General features: G+C 69.3%; 10 protein-coding genes. 5 read left to right on the top strand and 5 right to left on the bottom strand.

Features of this window, described 5'->3' with window-relative positions; all coding sequences use genetic code 11:
- Window positions 1-4: 4 nt before the first annotated feature.
- Window positions 5-1,429 (bottom strand): N-acetylglucosamine/diacetylchitobiose ABC transporter substrate-binding protein, encoded by a 1,425-nt coding sequence (ngcE, locus tag AC07F3_RS31470; RefSeq protein ID WP_479117809.1) that lies wholly within the window; start codon window positions 1,427-1,429, stop codon window positions 5-7.
- A gap of 486 nt (window positions 1,430-1,915) precedes the next feature.
- Here ngcE and AC07F3_RS31465 point away from each other — a divergent pair, with 486 nt between their 5' ends.
- The 3 genes from AC07F3_RS31465 (at window position 1,916) to AC07F3_RS31455 (ending at window position 7,966) form a co-directional block, all read left to right on the top strand.
- Window positions 1,916-5,752, top strand: coding sequence for a GH92 family glycosyl hydrolase (locus AC07F3_RS31465; protein WP_479117808.1), 3,837 nt, complete (start codon window positions 1,916-1,918; stop codon window positions 5,750-5,752).
- Window positions 5,753-5,845: 93 nt separating this feature from the next.
- Window positions 5,846-6,805, top strand: coding sequence for an FG-GAP repeat domain-containing protein (locus tag AC07F3_RS31460; RefSeq protein ID WP_479117807.1), 960 nt, complete (start codon window positions 5,846-5,848; stop codon window positions 6,803-6,805).
- Between the two features lie 195 nt (window positions 6,806-7,000).
- Window positions 7,001-7,966, top strand: coding sequence for an FG-GAP repeat domain-containing protein (locus AC07F3_RS31455; protein ID WP_479117806.1), 966 nt, complete (start codon window positions 7,001-7,003; stop codon window positions 7,964-7,966).
- 75 nt (window positions 7,967-8,041) lie between these two features.
- On the opposite strand, the gene acnA is transcribed toward AC07F3_RS31455, so the two are convergent.
- Complete coding sequence (gene acnA, locus AC07F3_RS31450; RefSeq protein ID WP_479117805.1) at window positions 8,042-10,756, bottom strand: aconitate hydratase AcnA; 2,715 nt, start codon at window positions 10,754-10,756, stop codon at window positions 8,042-8,044.
- Between the two features lie 436 nt (window positions 10,757-11,192).
- Between acnA and AC07F3_RS31445 the strand changes: the two genes are divergently transcribed.
- Entirely contained in the window at window positions 11,193-12,719 is a 1,527-nt protein-coding gene (locus AC07F3_RS31445) for a helix-turn-helix domain-containing protein (protein WP_479117804.1), read from the top strand.
- A 105-nt stretch (window positions 12,720-12,824) separates the two neighbouring features.
- Here AC07F3_RS31445 and AC07F3_RS31440 read toward each other — a convergent pair whose 3' ends face one another.
- Genes AC07F3_RS31440 through AC07F3_RS31430 form a run of 3 tightly spaced genes read right to left on the bottom strand, consistent with a single transcriptional unit; the run spans window position 12,825 to window position 15,729 of the window.
- On the bottom strand, window positions 12,825-13,802 hold the full coding sequence (locus tag AC07F3_RS31440; protein WP_479117803.1) for an ornithine cyclodeaminase family protein: 978 nt from the start codon (window positions 13,800-13,802) through the stop codon (window positions 12,825-12,827).
- A complete protein-coding gene (locus AC07F3_RS31435; protein WP_479117802.1) occupies window positions 13,799-14,800 on the bottom strand; it encodes a proline racemase family protein in 1,002 nt (333 codons plus the stop codon). Before AC07F3_RS31435 ends, AC07F3_RS31440 begins: the two co-directional genes overlap by 4 nt.
- Window positions 14,801-14,820: 20 nt before the next feature.
- A complete protein-coding gene (locus tag AC07F3_RS31430; protein ID WP_479117801.1) occupies window positions 14,821-15,729 on the bottom strand; it encodes a dihydrodipicolinate synthase family protein in 909 nt (302 codons plus the stop codon).
- Window positions 15,730-15,950: 221 nt separating this feature from the next.
- On the opposite strand from AC07F3_RS31430, the gene AC07F3_RS31425 reads away from it, so the two are divergent.
- Window positions 15,951-17,321: an aminopeptidase P family protein gene (locus tag AC07F3_RS31425; protein ID WP_479117800.1), complete on the top strand. Its 1,371-nt coding sequence runs from the start codon at window positions 15,951-15,953 to the stop codon at window positions 17,319-17,321.
- Window positions 17,322-17,513 lie beyond the last annotated feature (192 nt).

Genomic DNA, 17,513 nt, shown 5'->3' with positions numbered 1-17,513 from the left:
CTCGTCAGAGGTGCTTGAACTTCGGGACGGAGGAGTCCTTCTTGGTGTCGTCCGACGCCTTCTGGGCCTTGTCGATCCACTCGGCGGCCTTGATCTTGCCGGTGAGCAGGTCCAGGGTCAGGTTGCCGATGGTCTCGTTGTTCAGCTTCTTGTACCAGTCCTGGAGACGGGAGTTGAGCACATTCGGCCCGGCCGCCTTCAGGGCCGCGTTCGCGGAGGTCAGGCCCGGGGTGAGGGTGAGACCGTCGGCGGCGCCCTGCACGCAGGTCAGCGACTTGATGGCGTTGGTGAAGTTCGTGGTCTGCTTCTTGCTGAGCATGATGCGCAGCAGTTCCATGCCGCCGACCGGGTTCTTGCCGTCCTTGGCGACGATGAAGGGCTCGCCGGCCGCCGCGTACAGGGCGCCGAAGGGGAGCTTGTCGCTCGGCCCGGAGCCGATGAGGGAGCCGACCGCGAGGTCGAAGTCCTTCGGCATGGTGGGCGCGGCCTCGTTCTCGACCCAGGAGCCGTCGGCCACCATGGCGGCGCGGCCCTGCGTCCAGGCGGTCTGCATCTGGATGTGCGTCATGCCCTCGGAGCCCTGGAGGAAGTAGCCCTGTCCGGCCAACTCCTCGTAGTACGTGATGACTTCCTTGACCGCGTCGGTCTTGAAGGCGCCGTCGTCGAGGTTGTCGATCGCGTTGAGGGCCTCCTTGCCGCCGACCTTGCCGATCTGGTGCAGCAGGTCGAAGTGCACGTAGTAGGGGTACTTGCCCGGGTACGTGAAGGGGGCGATGCCCGCGGCCTTGATCTTCTTGCAGAGGGCCAGCATGTCCGAGAAGGTCTGCGGGTACGTCCAGCCCTTCTCCTTGAACAGCTTGTTGGAGTAGAAGGTGCCGTAGACGGTGAACGCGTAGTTGAACGCGTACATCTCCTTGGAACCGAACTGGCCCTGCTCGATGGTGCCGGCGATCAGGACGTCGCGGACCTTCTTCGACGGGTCGTCGATGGTGGGCGCGTCCAGGAGCGGGGTGAGGTCCTGGAGCTTGCCGGTCTTGGCGAGGGCCGCGGTGTCGAGGTTGTCGGCGCCGGAGTTGTCCATGAAGTCCGGCGGGGTGCTGCCCGCGAATCGCGGCTGGAGCTTGGGGCCGATCGCCTGCGTGCCGGTGTGCTTGATGGTGATGCCGTACTTGGCGTTGTAGTCGGCCTCGGCGGACTTGATGTAGTCGTCGCCGAAGCCACCCTTGAAGACGAACGCCTCCAGGGCGGTGCCCTTGTTGACGCCGAGCGGATTGTCCGCCGACTTGGTGCCCTGGGAGCTCGGCTTCTTGGTGGTGTCACCGCCGTCGGAACTCGCACACGCGCTCAGCAGTGAGGTCGCCGGCACAGCCAGCAGGCCGATTGCCATGGCCCGCTTGAGTGCGTCACGGCGGTTGATCTCGGATCCCATGCTCAAGTCCTCGCCTTCTCCAGGACTCATGCGGTGCAGCGGAATCCGCCGACGCCCGCGAACAGTTGAAGCGTGAGTGATGCCGTACATCCATCGCGGAGGCTGCCCGGTCCCGGGCCGACCGGCCCGCACGCGGTTCCCCCCGCCCGCGTTCAGCGGGTTGCCCGGACGCCGACAGGTATAGTCCACTTCCCGTCAACTGAGCAAGATCGAAAGCAGGGTTGGCCGACAGTCTTTCCCGAGTTGAGACCTCGCGGATATATCCATTGGTACGTACCAATGTGGATGAGGCTGCTCCTTTTGACGCGCATTACACACCTTGACGTCTGCATTGCCCCTGTTGATTCAGGCCATCCATTCCTTCTCAACACCCTTGACATGAAGAGGCACTTGCCGTGCTACTGGATCCTGCGTTTCCACTCTGACAACGTTGTCCACCTCGCAAACGTCGGTTCATCCCGGCTTGCACCGAAGGAAAGGGCCCACATGCTGCCCAGATCCCGGTACCGACGAGGACCGGCGGCCGCCCTGGTGGCCGCCTCGTTCCTGCTCGTAGTGACGGCGCAGTCGGCCGTCGGCGCGCCGTCCGCGACCGCCCAACCCGACCGGGGCGGCGGCCGGTTCAGCACCTCGTTCGAAACAGGCCAACCCCAGCCGGACTGGACCAATACCGTCGATACGGACCGCGCCGGGAACAAGCGGTCCTCGGGCGTCGACGGCGGCTTCACCAGCGGCATACCGGGCAATGTGACCGACAGGGTCACCGACGTCCGGGCCAGCGCGGAGAACACCGACGGCGGCGAGGTGAAGGAGAATCTCGTCGACGGGCAGCCCAGCACGAAATGGCTCGCCTTCCAGCCCACGGCATGGCTCGAATTCGATCTGTCCGAACCGGTGAAGACGGTCACCTACGCGTTGACGTCCGCCAACGACGCCCCCGAACGCGACCCCAAGGACTGGACGCTGAAGGGGTCGACGGACGGCAAGGACTGGAAGACCCTGGACAGCCGCACCGGCGAGAACTTCAAGGACCGCTTCCAGACCAGGACGTACGACTTCCCGAGCGCCACGGCGTACGCGCACTACCGCCTGGAGATCACCGCCAACCACGGCGCGCCCATCACCCAGCTCGCCGACATCCAGTTCTCCAACGGCGACACCAGCACCCCGGTCCCCCCGGACATGCGCACCGCACCGGACCGCGGCCCCGGCGGCTCCCCCACCGCCAAGGCGAACGCGGGCTTCACCGGGAAGCGCGCGCTGCGCTACGCGGGCACCCACAAGGCGGACGGCCGGGCCTACTCGTACAACAAGGTCTTCGACGTCGACCTGCCGGTCGGGCGGGACACCGAGCTCGACTACAAGATCTTCCCGTCGATGACGGAGACCGACCTCACCTACCCCGCCACCAACGTGTCCGTGGACCTGGCCTTCACGGACGGCACCTATCTGAGTGACCTCAAGGCGCTCGACGCGCACGGCGGTCTGCTCAGCCCGCAGGGGCAGGGCACCGCCAAGACGCTCTACGTCAACCAGTGGAACCAGGTGTCCTCGCTGATCGGCACCGTCGCCGCCGGCAAGCGGGCGGACCGGATCCTGGTGGCGTACGACTCCGTCAAGGGGCCCGCCAAGTTCCAGGGCTGGATCGACGACCTCTCGATCGCGCCGAAGAAGCCCGAGAAGCCGCTCGCGCACCTCGCGGACTACGCGCTCACCACCCGCGGCACCAACTCCAGCGGCTCCTTCTCGCGCGGCAACAACCTCCCCGCGACCGCGGTCCCCAACGGCTTCAATTTCTGGACGCCGGTGACCAACGCCGGTTCGCAGGACTGGCTGTACGACTACGCGCGCCGCAACAACGCCGACAACCTGCCGACGCTCCAGGCCTTCAGCGCCAGCCACGAGCCGAGCCCCTGGATGGGCGACCGGCAGACCTTCCAGGTGATGCCGTCCGCGGCGGCCGGGACCCCCGACGCCTCCCGGACCGCCCGCGCGCTGCCCTTCCGGCACGAGAACGAGACCGCGAAGCCGTACTACTACGGCGTCACCTTCGAGAACGGCCTCAAGACGGAGATCGCGCCGACCGACCACGCGGCGATGATGCGCTTCACCTATCCCGGTGACGACGCGAGCCTGATCCTCGACAACGTCAACAACCAGGGCGGCCTCACCCTCGACCCGGCGACGCGTTCCTTCACCGGCTTCTCGGACGTGAAGAGCGGCCTGTCCGCGGGCGCCGGACGGCTCTTCGTGTACGGCGTCTTCGACACTCCGGTGACCGCGAGCGGCAGGCTGCAGGGCGGCGGGGGCGCCGACGTGACGGGTTACGCGCGCTTCGCACCCGGCAAGAACCGCACGGTGACCCTGCGCCTGGCGACCTCACTCATCAGTGTGGACCAGGCGAAGGCGAACCTGGCGGCCGAGATTCCCGCGAAGACCGGGTTCGACAAGGTCAGGGACCGGGCCCGGCAGGCCTGGGACGACATCCTGGGCCGCATCGAGGTCGAGGGCGCCTCGCACGACCAGCTGACCACCCTGTACTCCTCGCTCTACCGGCTGTACCTCTACCCCAACTCCGGCTTCGAGAAGGTCGGTTCGAAGAACCAGTACGCCAGCCCCTTCTCGCCGAAGACCGGCGCGGACACGCCCACCCACACCGGCTCGAAGGTCGTCGACGGCACCGTATACGTCAACAACGGGTTCTGGGACACCTACCGCACGACCTGGCCCGCCTACTCGCTCCTCACCCCGAAGAAGGCCGGCGAGATGGTCGACGGGTTCGTGCAGCAGTACAAGGACGGCGGCTGGATCTCCCGCTGGTCCTCGCCCGGCTACGCGGACCTGATGACCGGCACGAGCTCGGACGTCGCGTTCGCCGACGCCTATGTGAAGGGCGTGAAGTTCGACGCGGAGGCGGCGTACGAGGCGGCCCTGAAGAACGCCACGGTCGCCCCGCCCTCCTCCGGCGTCGGCCGCAAGGGCATGGACACCTCCCCCTTCCTCGGCTACACCCCGACCTCGACCCCCGAGGGCCTGTCCTGGTCGATGGAGGGCTACGTCAACGACTACGGCCTCGCGAAGATGGGCCAGGCGCTGTACGCGAAGACGAAGAAGCCCCGCTACCAGGAGGAGTCGGCGTACTTCATGGGCCGCGCCCAGAACTACGTGAAGCTCTTCGACGCCAAGGCGGGCTTCTTCCAGGGCAAGGACGCGAACGGCCAGTGGCGCGTGGACAGTGCGAAGTTCGACCCCCGGGTGTGGGGTTACGACTTCACCGAGACCAACGGCTGGGGTTACGCCTTCACCGCCCCGCAGGACTCGCGCGGCCTCGCCAACCTGTACGGCGGCCCGGCGGGCCTCGCCAAGAAGCTCGACGCCTACTTCTCCACTCCCGAGACGGCCTCCCCCGAGTTCGCCGGTTCGTACGGCAGCGTCATCCACGAGATGACCGAGGCGCGTGATGTGCGGATGGGCCAGTACGGCCACTCCAACCAGGTCGCCCATCACGTGACGTACATGTACGACGCGGCGGGCGAGCCCTCCAAGGCGCAGGAGAAGATCCGCGAGGTCCTGAGGCGTCTGTACAACGGCAGCGAGATCGGGCAGGGCTACCTCGGTGACGAGGACAACGGCGAGCAGTCGGCCTGGTACGTGTTCTCGGCGCTCGGCTTCTACCCGCTGGTGATGGGCAGCGGCGAGTACGCGATCGGCTCTCCCCTGTTCACCAAGGCGACCGTCCATCTGGAGAACGGTCGCGATCTGGTGGTGAAGGCGCCACAGAACAGCACGCGGAACGTGTACGTGCAGTCCCTGAAGGTCGACGGGAAGCCGTGGAACTCGACGGCGCTCCCGCACGACCTGCTCGCGCGGGGCGGCACGCTCGACTTCACGATGGGTGCGCGTCCCTCGTCCTGGGGCACCGGCAAGAACGCGGCGCCGGTCTCCATCGCCAAGGACGACAAGGTGCCCGCTCCCCCGGCCGACGCGATCACCGGCTCGGGCCCGCTGTTCGACAACTCCTCCGCGACGTCGGCCGAGTTCGGCCCGACGGACCTTCCCGTGAGCAAGGCCACGAAGGCCACGCAGTACACGCTGACCTCGGCCACCGCCGGGACGGCCCCCTCGGCCTGGGTCCTCGAAGGATCACAGGACGGAACGAAGTGGACGGAGTTGGACAGGCGAACCGGCGAAACCTTCGCCTGGGACCGCCAGACGCGGGTGTTCTCGATCCATTCGCCTGGTTCCTATGCCCATTACCGAATAGTCCCCGCAGCGAAGGCCACGCTGGCCGAATTGGAGCTACTCGCCCCGTCCGCAAACTAGTTGACACGCAAAGATTGCGTGAAAGGATCCAGAAGATCGCGCGTCGCGCCTCGACCAGACGCGGCGCGTCTCTTCCTCGACATGGAGAAATACGTGGCCATACTTTCCGGCCGTAAGGGCGGTCGCGCCCTGTCCCGCATCGCCGTCGCGGCGATCGCAGCAGCCCTCGTGGGCACGACGGCGGGCGCGGCTTCCGCCGCCAGCACGCCGGCCCCCGCCGCGGCGACGGCAGCGCAGAAGTTCGCCCAGGCCCAGGCCAAGGCCAAGCAGTCCCCCTCCGCCCAGAAGCGCGCCTTCGCGGCGGGCAGCGAGACCCCGGCCGCGGAAACGTTCCCGCTCATCGCGGCGGACGGTTCGGGTCAGGGATACCTCTACCCGCCGAACGGCTCGGGTGGCTTTGGTGACCGTGTCGCACTGCAGGGTTCGTACGGCGATTTCAGCCAGGCGACCAAGGTCGACAACAACAAGGACGGCGCCTTCGACGCGTTCTATGAGCTCTACAACAACGGCCACCTGGTCTACGACGGCACGGACGGCACCGTGAAGGACCTGGGCGGCGGCTGGAACGCCTACGACCGCGTCTTCTCGCCCGGCGACCTCGGCGGCGCCCCGGCCGACGACCTGCTGGCCCGTGACAAGTCCGGCGTGCTGTGGCTCTACACGGCCAAGGGCGACGGCTCCTTCACCCCGCCCGTCAAGCTGGGCGCGGGCTGGGGCGCCATGACCAAGATCGCCGGTCGCGGTGACATGAACGGTGACGGCAAGGCCGACATCGTCGCCGTCGACAACTCGGGTGTTGCCTGGCTGTACCCGGGCACCGGCAACTGGGCCGCCCCCTTCGGCAACCGCGTCAAGCTCGGCGGCGGCTGGAACACCTACAACACCCTGGTCGGCCTCGGCGACCTGAACTTCGACGGCAAGGCGGACCTCATCGGCCGCGACGCCGACGGCGGCCTGTGGTTCTACGCGGGCACCGGCACCACCGACGGCGCCCCCTTCAAGGACCGCGTCAAGGTCGGCACCGGCTGGAACGGCATGCGCCTGATGTTCTGATCCATCGGCCACACCCGGGCAAGGCCCGTACTCCCCTGTGGAGTACGGGCCTTGTCTCGTATCTGCCGACAAGTCACCCCCGGATGCGGGGAGTCCGTATGTGCTGTGCGAAGATCTCGTAAAGAGAGCCTAAAGCGCTCTTACCGCATCTTGACCAGATGCGGGTCTCTCGCTTTTCGCATGTTGGAGTAACACATGGCCCCTTTCAACGGCCGTAAGCACGGGCGGACCGCTTCTCGCATAGCCGTCGCCGCCATCGCCGCGGCCCTCGTCGCCACCACCGCGGGCACCGCCGTCGCCGACGGTGTCCCCTCCGCCAAGGACGCGGCGGGCAAGGCCCAGCAGCACGTCAAGCCGAAGGCCAAGAACCAGCAGCGGTCCGCGCCGTACGCCTCCGGCTTCGGGGGGTCCGCCGAGCACTTCGAGCTCATGGCGGTCGACGAGTACGGCACGATGTGGAACTACCCGCCCAACGGCTCGGGCGGCTTCGGCGAGCGTGTGGTCAACATCCCCAGCGGCATGAAGGGCCTGGCCGAGGCCACTCAGTTCGACAACAACAAGGACGGCTACGGGGACGGCTTCTACTTCACGGCCACCGACGGCTCGCTTCTCCACGTGAAGTACCACGAGGACGGCTACGGTTCGGACGTCAAGGACCTGGGCGGCGGCTGGGACGCCTTCAACCGCGTCTTCACTCCGGGCGACCTCGGCGGCGCCCCGAACGACGACCTGCTCGCCCGCGACAAGTCCGGCGTGCTGTGGCTCTACACCGCCAAGTCCGACGGCTCGTTCACCCCGCCGGTCAAGCTGGGCGGCGGCTGGGGCGCCATGACCAAGATCGCCGGCCGTGGCGACCTGAACGGTGACGGCAAGGCCGACATCGTCGCCGTGGACAACTCCGGTACGGCGTGGCTCTACCCGGGCACGGGCAACTGGGCCGCCCCCTTCGGCAACCGCGTCAAGCTCGGCGGCGGCTGGAACACCTACAACAACCTCGTCGGCATCGGCGACCTGAACGGTGACGGCCAGGCGGACCTCATCGGCCGCGACACGTCGGGCGGCCTGTGGTTCTACCCGGGCACCGGCACCACCAACGGCGCCCCCTTCAAGGACCGCGTCAAGGTCGGCACCGGCTGGAACAGCATCCGCGTGATGTTCTGATCCCGCACTCCGCCCACAAGCAAGGCCCGCACCCCCAATCGGGGTGCGGGCCTTGTTCGTTGGTGGGGGGTGGGGCTAGTTGCGGATCAGGTTGCGCAGGACGTACTGCATGATGCCGCCGTTGCGGTAGTAGTCCGCCTCACCGGGGGTGTCGATGCGGACGATCGCGTCGAACTCGACGCCCGTGTCGGTGGTGACCTTCACGGTGCGCGGCGTGGTGCCGTTGTTCAGCTCCTCGACGCCGGTGAAGGAGAAGGTCTCCTCGCCGGTCAGGCCGAGGGAGGCCGCCGTGGCGCCCTCCGGGAACTGGAGCGGCAGGACGCCCATGCCGATGAGGTTCGAGCGGTGGATGCGCTCGTACGACTCGGCGATGACGGCCTTGACGCCGAGCAGCGCGGTGCCCTTGGCGGCCCAGTCGCGGGACGAGCCCGAGCCGTACTCCTTGCCCGCCAGGATGACCAGCGGGATGCCGGCGGCCTGGTAGTTCTGGGAGGCGTCGTAGATGAAGGAGACCGGGCCGCCCTCGACGGTGAAGTCGCGGGTGAAGCCGCCCTCGGTGCCCGGCGCGATCTGGTTGCGCAGGCGGATGTTCGCGAAGGTGCCGCGAATCATGACCTCGTGGTTGCCACGGCGCGAGCCGTAGGAGTTGAAGTCGCGGCGCTCGACGCCGTGCTCCGTGAGGTACTTGCCGGCCGGGGTGTCGGCCTTGATCGCACCGGCCGGGGAGATGTGGTCGGTGGTGACCGAGTCGCCCAGCTTCGCGAGCACCCGGGCGCCGGCGATGTCGGAGACCGGGGTGGTCTCCATCGTCATGCCCTCGAAGTAAGGGGGCTTGCGCACGTAGGTGGACTCGGCGTCCCACTCGAAGGTGTTGCCGGTCGGGATCGGCAGCGCCTGCCACTGCGCGTCACCCGCGAAGACGTCCTGGTAGGACTTGTTGAACATGTCCTCGCCGATGGCGTTCGCCACGACGTCGTTGACCTCGGCCTCGGTGGGCCAGATGTCCTTGAGGAAGACCGGGTTGCCCTCGGCGTCGGAGCCGATCGCCTCGGTCGTGATGTCGACCTTCATCGAACCGGCGATGGCGTACGCGACGACCAGCGGCGGCGACGCCAGGTAGTTCATCTTGACGTCGGGGTTGATCCGGCCCTCGAAGTTGCGGTTGCCGGAGAGCACCGAGGTGACCGCGAGGTCGTGCTCGTTGATCGCCTTCGAGATCTCCTCGTCCAGCGGACCGGAGTTGCCGATGCAGGTGGTGCAGCCGTACCCGACGAGGTTGAAGCCCATCTTGTCGAGGTACGGGGTGAGACCGGCCTTGTCGAAGTAGTCGGTGACGACCTTCGAGCCCGGGGCGAGCGTGGTCTTGACCCACGGCTTGCGGGTCAGGCCCTTGTCGACGGCCTTCTTCGCGACGAGCGCCGCGGCGACCATGACGTACGGGTTCGAGGTGTTGGTGCACGAGGTGATCGCGGCGACGGTGACGGCGCCGTGGTCGATCTCGAAGGTGGTGCCGTCGGCGAGGGTGACCGGGGTCGGGCGGCTCGGCACGCCGTTGGTGGCGGCCGGGGCGTCGGAGGCCGGGAAGGACTCCTTGCCCGCCTCGTCGTCGTCCTCGACGTAGTTGCGGACGTCCAGCGCGAACTGCTGGGCGGCGTTGGCAAGGACGATGCGGTCCTGCGGACGCTTCGGGCCGGCGATGGAGGGGACGACCGTGGAGAGGTCGAGCTCCAGCTTCTCGGAGAAGTCCGGCTCGGCGGCCGGGTCCAGCCAGAGGCCCTGCTCCTTGGCGTACGCCTCGACGAGCGCGACCTGCTGGGCGTCGCGGCCGGTCAGGCGCAGGTACTTGAGGGTCTCGTCGTCGATCGGGAAGATCGCGGCGGTGGAGCCGAACTCCGGCGACATGTTGCCGATGGTGGCGCGGTTGGCGAGGCTGGTCGCCGCCACACCCTCGCCGTAGAACTCGACGAACTTGCCGACGACGCCGTGCTTGCGCAGCATCTCGGTGATCGTGAGGACGAGGTCGGTGGCGGTGGTGCCCGGGTTCAGCTCGCCGGTCAGCTTGAAGCCGACGACGCGCGGGATGAGCATCGAGACCGGCTGGCCCAGCATCGCGGCCTCGGCCTCGATGCCGCCGACGCCCCAGCCGAGCACGCCGAGGCCGTTGACCATGGTGGTGTGCGAGTCGGTGCCGACCAGGGTGTCCGGGTAGGCCTGGCCGTTTCGGACCATGACCGTACGGGCGAGGTGCTCGATGTTGACCTGGTGGACGATGCCGGTGCCCGGCGGGACGACCTTGAAGTCGTCGAAGGCGGTCTGGCCCCAGCGCAGGAACTGGTAGCGCTCCTTGTTGCGGCCGTACTCCAGCTCCACGTTCTGCGCGAACGCGTCCTTGGTGCCGAACTTGTCGGCGATGACGGAGTGGTCGATGACCAGCTCGGCCGGGGAGAGCGGGTTGACCTTCGCCGGGTCGCCGCCGAGCTCCTTGACGGCCTCACGCATGGTGGCGAGGTCCACGACACAGGGCACACCGGTGAAGTCCTGCATGATCACGCGGGCCGGCGTGAACTGGATCTCCTGGCTCGGCTGAGCCTGCGAGTCCCAGCCGCCGAGCGCGCGGATGTGGTCGGCGGTGATGTTCGCGCCGTCCTCGGTGCGGAGCAGGTTCTCCAGGAGAACCTTCAGGCTGTAAGGGAGGCGCGCGGAGCCCTCGACCTTGTCCAGCTTGAAGATCTCGTACGACTCGTCGCCCACGCGCAGCGTGCTGCGGGCGTCGAAGCTGTTCGCCGACACGACAGTCTCCTTCATATATGTGCGCGTTCCACCACAATCCTGCCGCCACGATCTGTGGTCTATCCGCTAAGGTAAGGCTAAGTTAGGTAACCCTTACCGAGCGTTGGCTGCGGTGCGCCTCGGTAGATATCTCGATGTCGAGATAACTCTAGTACATGGCCGCCGGTAGGTCATGCGCGGGCGGCGCCATTCAGGGCACGGGTGTCGGCGCCAGGCCGCGCGGCTCCCGCGACCTCGGGTTCCGCGGTCACGGGAGGCGGGCTCCACGGCCGCGCGATCCGACACGCCCGGCGTCCGCACGGTGGCACGTTCCCCGGACGGAGCACCTCCGGTTGCCCCTCCTACGCGGGAATCGCAGTATCGGAATTGACGGTTCCTCACCCTGATGGACCCTCCCAGCGCGAGCGCCATCTCATATCTGAGATAACCTGCCCCTATGGCAGACGACTACCTCGTACGCATCGGCAAGCTCATCCGTGACGCCCGGCAGCACCGGGGCTGGACGCAGACGCAGTTGGCCGAGGCTCTGGGCACCAGCCAGAGCGCCGTGAACCGCATCGAGCGCGGGAACCAGAACATCAGCCTTGAGATGATCGCGCGCATTGGTGAGGCGCTCGACAGTGAAATCGTCTCGCTCGGGTACGCGGGTCCCATGCACCTGCGCGTGGTCGGCGGCCGCCGCCTCTCGGGCTCCATCGACGTCAAGACGAGCAAGAACGCCTGTGTCGCGCTCCTTTGCGGCTCGCTGCTCAACAAGGGCCGCACCGTGCTGCGCCGCGTGGCCCGCATCGAAGAGGTCTACCGGCTCCTCGAAGTCCTCAACTCCATTGGTGTGCGCACTCGTTGGATCAACGAGGGGACCGACCTGGAGATCGTCCCGCCGGCCCGGCTCGACCTCGACGCGATGGACGCGGACGCCGCCCGCAGGACCCGCTCCATCATCATGTTCCTCGGCCCGCTGCTGCACCGCATGGACCGCTTCCGCCTCCCCTACGCCGGCGGCTGCGACCTCGGCACCCGCACCATCGAGCCGCACATGATCGCCCTGCGCCGGTTCGGCCTGGACATCACGGCCACCGAGGGGATCTACCACGCCGAGGTGGAGCGCACCGCGCCCGACCGCCCGATCGTGCTGACCGAGCGCGGCGACACCGTGACCGAGAACGCGCTGCTCGCGGCCGCCCGCAACAACGGCGTCACCGTCATCCGCAACGCCTCCTCCAACTACATGGTGCAGGACCTGTGCTTCTTCCTGGAGGCCCTGGGCGTACGGGTGGACGGCATCGGCACCACCACGCTGACCGTGCACGGCATGGCCGACATCGACGTCGACGTGGACTACTCGCCCTCCGAGGACCCGGTCGAGGCGATGAGCCTGCTGGCCGCCGCCGTCGTCACCGAGTCGGAGCTGACGATCCGCCGGGTCCCGGTGGAGTTCCTGGAGATCGAGCTCGCGGTCCTGGAGGAGATGGGCCTGGACCACGACCGCACCGCCGAGTACGCCGCCGACAACGGGCGCACGCGGCTGATCGACCTCACCGTGCGCCCCTCCAAGCTGGAGGCGCCCATCGACAAGATCCACCCGATGCCGTTCCCCGGCCTCAACATCGACAACGTGCCGTTCTTCGCGGCGATCGCGGCGGCGGCCCAGGGCAAGACGCTCATCCACGACTGGGTGTACGACAACCGCGCGATCTACCTCACGGACCTCAACCGCCTGGGCGGCCGCCTCCAGCTCCTCGACCCGCACCGGGTCCTGGTGGAGGGCCCGACCCGCTGGCGCGCCGCCGAGATGATGTGCCCCCCGGCGCTCCGTCCGGCGGTGGTGGTCCTGCTCGCGATGATGGCCGCCGAGGGTACCTCCGTGCTGCGCAACGTGTACGTCATCAACCGCGGCTACGAGGACCTGGCCGAGCGGCTCAACTCGGTGGGTGCCCAGATCGAGATCTTCCGGGACATCTAGGGCGATCCGGGGCGAAGGGGTGCGCGGCGTTCGGCCGTCCGCGCCCCTCCGCCCGGTCGCGATACCCCGGCCGCCGCGGGGCGCCGGCCGGGTGAACCCGGCGGCTCACCCCGCCGGCGGACGGCCCGGGCCGTGGAGATCCGCCCCGACCGGCACGGCGCGCAAGGTGCCCGACGCCTGGAACACCGCCGCGGCCACCGCGAGATCCTCCCAGGCCATGCCCACGCTCTTGAAGAACCGGGGGCGGTCTCCGGGGGGTGCCGCCTCGCCGCGTACCAGGGCGGCCAGGGTGCCCGTGATGTGGTCCTCGCCGATCGCGCCCTCGGCCAGCGGGATCAGCAGGTCGCCCGCCTCGCGCAGGGCGGCCGTCCGGGCCTCCACCCAGACCGAGGACCGCCGTACCAGCGCCGAATCGATCTCGCGCACGTCCGGGCGGTGCGAGCCGACCGCGACGACGGCGGCGTGCGCGGGCGGCCGCCGCCCGTCGAAGAGCGGTCCGTGGGCGGTGGTGCAGCAGATGACGAGATCGGCGACCGAGACGTCCGAGGCGCCGCCGGTCCGCGCCTCCAGACCGAGACCCCGGGCGTACGTCACCAGCCGCTCGGCCGATGCTGCCGTTCGCGACACCACCGTCACCTGGGTCAACTCCCTTGTGTTCAGGGCGGATTCGAGGTGGGCGTAGGCCTGGGGGCCAGCGCCGAACAGGACCAGGCGGGTCGCGTCCGGCTCGGCGAGCGCGTCGATCGCCAGGGCCGACACGGCCGCGGTGCGCACCGTGGTCAGCGCGGCCGCGTCCAGCAGGGCGAGGGGCAGCAGCGTCGGACCGTCGAGGAGGAGGAAGCCGCCGGTGATGCGGGGCAGCCCGCGCCCCGGGTTGGCGGGTGCGATCCCCGCGATCTTCACGCCCGCGTACGCCGCCGAAGCGGTCGGCATGATGAGCAACTCGCCTGCCGGAACCGCGACGTTGGAGCGGGCCGGGTCCTGCTCCGTGTCGAGGCCCGCGCGCAGGACCGCGGCCAGCGCCTCGGCCGCGGCCGTCGGCGTCAGCAGCGCCGCGAGGTCGTCCGCGCCGAGGTGGATCACAGCAGGAAGCCCTCCGGGAACGGGTCGGACGGGTTGAGGAAGTACTGCGCGGTCCCGGTGATCCAGGCCCGCCCGGTGACCGTCGGCACGACCGCGGGCAGCGGGCCGACAGTGGTCTCCCCGACGAGCCGTCCGGTGAACTCCGTGCCGATGAACGACTCGTTGGTGAAGTCGCGGTGCAGCGGGAGTTCGCCGCGGGCGTGCAGCTGGGCCATCCGCGCGGAGGTTCCGGTGCCGCACGGCGAGCGGTCGAACCAGCCCGGGTGGATCGCCATGGCGTGGCGCGAGCGCGTCGCGCCGGAGCCCGGGGCGGCGAGGTAGACGTGCTTCACCCCGGCGATCCCCGGGTTCTCGGGATGCACGGGCGGCTCGCCCGCGTTGATCGCGGCCATGATGTCGAGCCCGGCGGCGAGGAGTTCGTCCTTGTGGGCCCGCCCGAAGGGCAGGCCGAGCGCTTCGAGCTCGACGAAGGCGTAGAAGTTGCCGCCGTACGCGAGGTCGTAGGTGACCGTGCCGAGGCCAGGGACCTGCACCTTGCGGTCGAGCGCCAGGCAGAACGCGGGGACGTTGGTCAGCGTGACGGAGCGCGCCTCGCCGTCCTCGACCCGCACGTCCACGCTGACCAGGCCGGCCGGGGTGTCCAGCCGTACCGTGGTGACGGGCTCGGTGACCGGCACCATCCCGGTCTCCACCAGCACGGTGGCCACGCCGATGGTGCCGTGCCCGCACATCGGCAGGAGGCCGGAGACCTCGATGTAGAGGACGCCGTAGTCCGCGTCGGGACGGGTCGGCGGCTGGAGGATCGCCCCGCTCATCGCGGCGTGTCCGCGCGGCTCGTACATGAGGAGCGTACGGATGTGGTCGAGGTGCTCCATGAAGTACAGCCGCCGCTCGGCCATGGTGGCGCCGGGGACGACGCCGAGGCCCCCGGTGATGACGCGGGTGGGCATGCCTTCGGTGTGCGAGTCGACCGCGTGGTAGACGTGTCGGGTGCGCATGGGTTCGCCTCCCTGGCGGGCTACTTGTGGCCTTCGGCGAGCGCCTTCTCGGTGGCGGCGCGCACGACGGCGTCCTGTTCGGGGGTGAGCGGCTGCCGGGGCGGCCGGACCGGGCCGCCCGGGCGGCCCGCCAGGTCCATGGAGACCTTGATGGCCTGGACGAACTCGGTCTTGGAGTCCCAGCGCAGCAAGGGGTGCAGCGCCCGGTAGAGGGGGCGGGCGGTGGCGAGGTCGCCCGCGACGGCGGCGTGGTAGAGCCGGGCGCAGGAGGCGGGCAGCGCGTTGGGGTACCCGGCGATCCAGCCGACGGCGCCGGCCAGGGCCAGTTCGAGCAGCACGTCGTCGGCGCCCGCCAACAGGTCCAGTTCTGGGGCGAGTTCGGCGATCTCGTAGGCCCTGCGGACATCGCCGCTGAACTCCTTGACGGCGACGATGCTGCCGTCGGCGTACAGCTGGGCGAGCAGGCCGGGCGTGAGGTCGACCTTGGTGTCGTACGGGTTGTTGTAGGCGACGACGGGCAGGCCCGCCTTGGCGACCTCGGCGTAGTGGGCCCGCACCGAGCGTTCGTCGGCCCGGTAGGCGTTGGGCGGGAGCAGCAGGACGGAGCCCGCGCCCGCGTCGGCGGCCTGCTCGGCCCAGCGGCGGGACTCGGTGCTGCCGTAGGCGGCGACGCCCGCCATGACGCGGTCGCCGTCGCCCGCGGCCTCGACGGCGGTGTGCACGACGCGGGCCCGCTCCTCGTCGGAGAGGGTCTGGTACTCGCCGAGCGAACCGTTGGGCACGACGCCGTCACAGCCGTTGTCGATCAGCCATCGCACGTGCTGGGCGTAGGAGGTGAAGTCGACGGAAAGGTCGGAGCGCAGGGGAAGCGCGGTCGCGACGAGGATTCCGTGCCAGGGCCGGGTGCGCTGGGGTGCTGCAGACGTCATGTCGAACTCCCTAGTGTGGTGTGTGACATTTTACTGACCAACGACGGGCACCCACAAGAGTCCGAGCTCAATCCCTGCGTACCGATGGGCACTTGGGAAACTCGAAGACGCCTTATGGGCTGTGACATAGTAATGTGAAATTGCACTCAGCGCCCAGGGTGGGTCCTCGCCCCCGCATCGGCGCCCCTTTCCCTACCCGTTCCCACCCTTGGGAGACCTCGATGGCCGAGCGCCCCACATCCCTCAACACCGGCAGCCACGACCTTCCCGTCAGCCCCGAACTCGCCGCGTTCATGAGCACCGACTGGGCGCCGACCCCGCTGCCCGCGGACGCCCGGGTGCCGGGGTTCGACGTCATGCCGGGCCGCCGGGCCCGGCTGTCCGCCCGCTTCCCCGGCGAGCGGCTCGTCGTGCCCGCCGGGGAGTTGAAGGTCCGCACCAACGACTGCGACCACCGCTTCCGCCCGCACAGCGCGTACGCCTGGCTGACCGGCCTCACCGGCGAGGACCAGGTGGGCCACGTCCTGGTTCTGGAGCCGTCCGGGTCCGGCCACGAGGCGGTGCTGTATCTGCGGCCCCGCTCGCCGCGCGCCGGGGGCGACGACGCGTTCTACCGCGACCGCAGATACGGCGAGTTCTGGGTGGGCCGCCGTCCCGACCTGGCGGAGACCGAGCGCCTGACGGGCCTGCGCTGCGCCCACCTGGACGAGCTGAACACGGCGGCGCCCGGCCGCAACGCCGCCACCGACCAGGAACTGGCCACCGCTCTCTCGGAGTTGAGGCTGGTGAAGGACGCCTGGGAGCTGGCCCAGCTCCAGCTGGCCGTCGACCACACCACCGCCGGATTCGAGGACGCCGTACGCTCCCTGCCGCGCGCCCTGGCCCACCCGCGCGGCGAGCGGCTGCTCGAAGGGGCCTTCGCCGCGCGGGCCCGCGCGGAGGGCAACGGCACGGGGTACGAGACGATCGCCGCGTCCGGGGCGCACGCCTGCGTGCTGCACTGGATCCGCAACGACGGGCGGCTCGACCCCCAGGACCTGCTGCTGCTCGACGCGGGCGTGGAGACCGACACCCTGTACACCGCCGACATCACCCGCACCCTGCCGCTCTCCGGCCGCTTCTCCCCCGTCCAGCGCCAGGTGTACGAACTCGTCCTGGCCGCGCAGGATGCGGGCATCGCGGCCCTGCGGCCGGGGGCGGCCTTCCGCGACTTCCACCGGGCCGCGATGGGGGTCATCGCGGAGGGCCTCGCCGAGTGGGGCGTCCTCAAGAGCGCCTCGGGCGAGCTGCACCGCCGCTACACGCTGTGCGGCAGCGGGCACATGCTCGGCCTGGACGTGCACGACTGCGCGAAGGCGCGCGCCGAGACCTATCTGGACGGCGTCCTGGAGCCGGGCCAGGTCCTCACCGTGGAGCCGGGCCTCTACCTCCAGCCGGACGACGAGACCCTGCCGCCCGAACTGCGCGGCATCGGCGTCCGCATCGAGGACGACCTGGTGATCACCCAGGACGGCGCCCGCCTGCTGTCCGGGGCGCTGCCCCGGTCCGTGGCGGGCGTGGAGGAGTGGATGGGAGCGCTGCTCGAAGGGTGAGCCGGTGCGGGGGCCTTCGCGGACGGGACGCCGATCGGACGATGAGCAGGTGGGGGAAACCTTCGCGAACGGGGGCGCGCGAAGGCCGCCCCCGTCCGGGAAGCTTCGTGAACAGGGGCGCTCGAACGGCGGCCCCGTGCGGGAGTCTCCGCGAACGGGGGCGCTCGAAGGACGCCCCCGTGCCGGAACCTT

Source organism: Streptomyces sp. NPDC045846 (assembly GCF_056431605.1).
The sequence above is the reverse complement of the archived record's forward strand: the minus strand, read 5'-3'. Positions and strand labels throughout refer to the sequence as shown.